Annotated in this window: 1 rRNA gene; it reads right to left on the bottom strand. The window is 56.9% G+C overall.

Annotation, left to right across the window (positions count from 1 at the left end):
- Window positions 1–22 precede the first annotated feature (22 nt).
- A 23S ribosomal RNA gene (locus ABZ725_RS52385) occupies window positions 23–3,145 on the bottom strand.
- Between the last annotated feature and the right edge of the window lie 61 nt (window positions 3,146–3,206).

Below are 3,206 nucleotides of genomic sequence, written 5' to 3'. Positions count from 1 at the left end.
AACACAGTGGACGCGAGCAACTGAGGACAAGCCCTCGGCCTATTAGTACCAGTCAGCTTCACCCATTACTGGGCTTCCACATCCGGCCTATCAACCCAGTCGTCTACTGGGAGCCTTACCCTCTCAAGGAGGTGGGAACACTCATCTCGAAGCAGGCTTCCCGCTTAGATGCTTTCAGCGGTTATCCCTCCCGAACGTAGCCAACCAGCCATGCCCTTGGCAGAACAACTGGCACACCAGAGGTTCGTCCGTCCCGGTCCTCTCGTACTAGGGACAGCCCTTCTCAATGTTCCTGCGCGCGCAGCGGATAGGGACCGAACTGTCTCACGACGTTCTAAACCCAGCTCGCGTACCGCTTTAATGGGCGAACAGCCCAACCCTTGGGACCGACTCCAGCCCCAGGATGCGACGAGCCGACATCGAGGTGCCAAACCATCCCGTCGATATGGACTCTTGGGGAAGATCAGCCTGTTATCCCCGGGGTACCTTTTATCCGTTGAGCGACGGCGCTTCCACAAGCCACCGCCGGATCACTAGTCCCGACTTTCGTCCCTGCTCGACCCGTCGGTCTCACAGTCAAGCTCCCTTGTGCACTTACACTCAACACCTGATTGCCAACCAGGCTGAGGGAACCTTTGGGCGCCTCCGTTACTCTTTAGGAGGCAACCGCCCCAGTTAAACTACCCATCAGACACTGTCCCTGATCCGGATCACGGACCCAGGTTAGACATCCAGCACGACCAGACTGGTATTTCAACGACGACTCCACAACCACTGGCGTGGCCGCTTCAAAGTCTCCCAGCTATCCTACACAAGCCGAACCGAACACCAATATCAAACTGTAGTAAAGGTCCCGGGGTCTTTCCGTCCTGCTGCGCGAAACGAGCATCTTTACTCGTAGTGCAATTTCACCGGGCCTATGGTTGAGACAGTCGAGAAGTCGTTACGCCATTCGTGCAGGTCGGAACTTACCCGACAAGGAATTTCGCTACCTTAGGATGGTTATAGTTACCACCGCCGTTTACTGGCGCTTAAGTTCTCAGCTTCGCCACCCCGAAGAGTGACTAACCGGTCCCCTTAACGTTCCAGCACCGGGCAGGCGTCAGTCCGTATACATCGCCTTACGGCTTCGCACGGACCTGTGTTTTTAGTAAACAGTCGCTTCTCGCTGGTCTCTGCGGCCACCCCCAGCTCGAGCAGCAAGTGCTCTCACCAGACGTGGCCCCCCTTCTCCCGAAGTTACGGGGGCATTTTGCCGAGTTCCTTAACCATAGTTCACCCGAACGCCTCGGTATTCTCTACCTGACCACCTGAGTCGGTTTAGGGTACGGGCCGCCATGAAACTCGCTAGAGGCTTTTCTCGACAGCATAGGATCATCCACTTCGCCACAATCGGCTCGGCATCAGGTCTCAGACACATGGTGTGCGGATTTGCCTACACACCGTCCTACACCCTTACCCCGGGACAACCACCGCCCGGGATGGACTACCTTCCTGCGTCACCCCATCACTCACCTACTACAAGTCTGGTCCGTCGGCTCCACCACTTTCCATTCCCCGAAGGGTCCGGAACGGCTTCACGGACTTAGCATCGCCTGATTCAATGTTTGACGCTTCACAGCGGGTACCGGAATATCAACCGGTTATCCATCGACTACGCCTGTCGGCCTCGCCTTAGGTCCCGACTTACCCTGGGCAGATCAGCTTGACCCAGGAACCCTTAGTCAATCGGCGCACACGTTTCTCACGTGTGAATCGCTACTCATGCCTGCATTCTCACTCGTGAACCGTCCACCACTGCCTTCCGGCGCGGCTTCACCCGGCACACGACGCTCCCCTACCCATCACAGCAGGCGTTGGCCCTATATGCTGCAATGACACGACTTCGGCGGTACGCTTGAGCCCCGCTACATTGTCGGCGCGGAATCACTAGACCAGTGAGCTATTACGCACTCTTTCAAGGGTGGCTGCTTCTAAGCCAACCTCCTGGTTGTCTGTGCGACTCCACATCCTTTCCCACTTAGCGTACGCTTAGGGGCCTTAGTCGATGCTCTGGGCTGTTTCCCTCTCGACCATGGAGCTTATCCCCCACAGTCTCACTGCCGCGCTCTCACTTACCGGCATTCGGAGTTTGGCTAAGGTCAGTAACCCGGTAGGGCCCATCGCCTATCCAGTGCTCTACCTCCGGCAAGAAACACACGACGCTGCACCTAAATGCATTTCGGGGAGAACCAGCTATCACGGAGTTTGATTGGCCTTTCACCCCTAACCACAGGTCATCCCCCAGGTTTTCAACCCTGGTGGGTTCGGTCCTCCACGAAGTCTTACCTCCGCTTCAACCTGCCCATGGCTAGATCACTCCGCTTCGGGTCTTGAGCGTGCTACTGAAACGCCCTATTCGGACTCGCTTTCGCTACGGCTACCCCACCCGGGTTAACCTCGCAACACACCGCAAACTCGCAGGCTCATTCTTCAAAAGGCACGCAGTCACGACGCATCGAGTAAACTCAATGCGCGACGCTCCCACGGCTTGTAGGCACACGGTTTCAGGTACTATTTCACTCCGCTCCCGCGGTACTTTTCACCATTCCCTCACGGTACTATCCGCTATCGGTCACCAGGGAATATTTAGGCTTAGCGGGTGGTCCCGCCAGATTCACACGGGATTTCTCGGGCCCCGTGCTACTTGGGTGTCTCTCAAACGAGCCGCTGATGTTTCGACTACGGGGGTCTTACCCTCTACGCCGGACCTTTCGCATGTCCTTCGCCTACATCAACGGTTTCTGACTCGTCTCACAGCCGGCAGACTGTGAAAGAGAGATCCCACAACCCCGTATGCGCAACCCCTGCCGGGTCTCACACGCATACGGTTTGGCCTCATCCGGTTTCGCTCGCCACTACTCCCGGAATCACGGTTGTTTTCTCTTCCTGCGGGTACTGAGATGTTTCACTTCCCCGCGTTCCCTCCACATACCCTATGTGTTCAGGTATGGGTGACAGCCCATGACGACTGCCGGGTTTCCCCATTCGGAAACCCCCGGATCAAAGCCTGGTTGACGACTCCCCGGGGACTATCGTGGCCTCCCACGTCCTTCATCGGTTCCTGGTGCCAAGGCATCCACCGTGCGCCCTTAAAAACTTGGCCACAGATGCTCGCGTCCACTGTGCAGTTCTCAAACAACGACCAGCCACCCATCACCCCCGAC

Origin of the sequence: Streptomyces sp. NPDC006872 (assembly GCF_040635845.1) — a bacterium.
Classification (GTDB): domain Bacteria; phylum Actinomycetota; class Actinomycetes; order Streptomycetales; family Streptomycetaceae; genus Streptomyces.
Note: the sequence above shows the minus strand (reverse complement) of the source record. Positions and strands in the feature narration are given on the sequence as shown.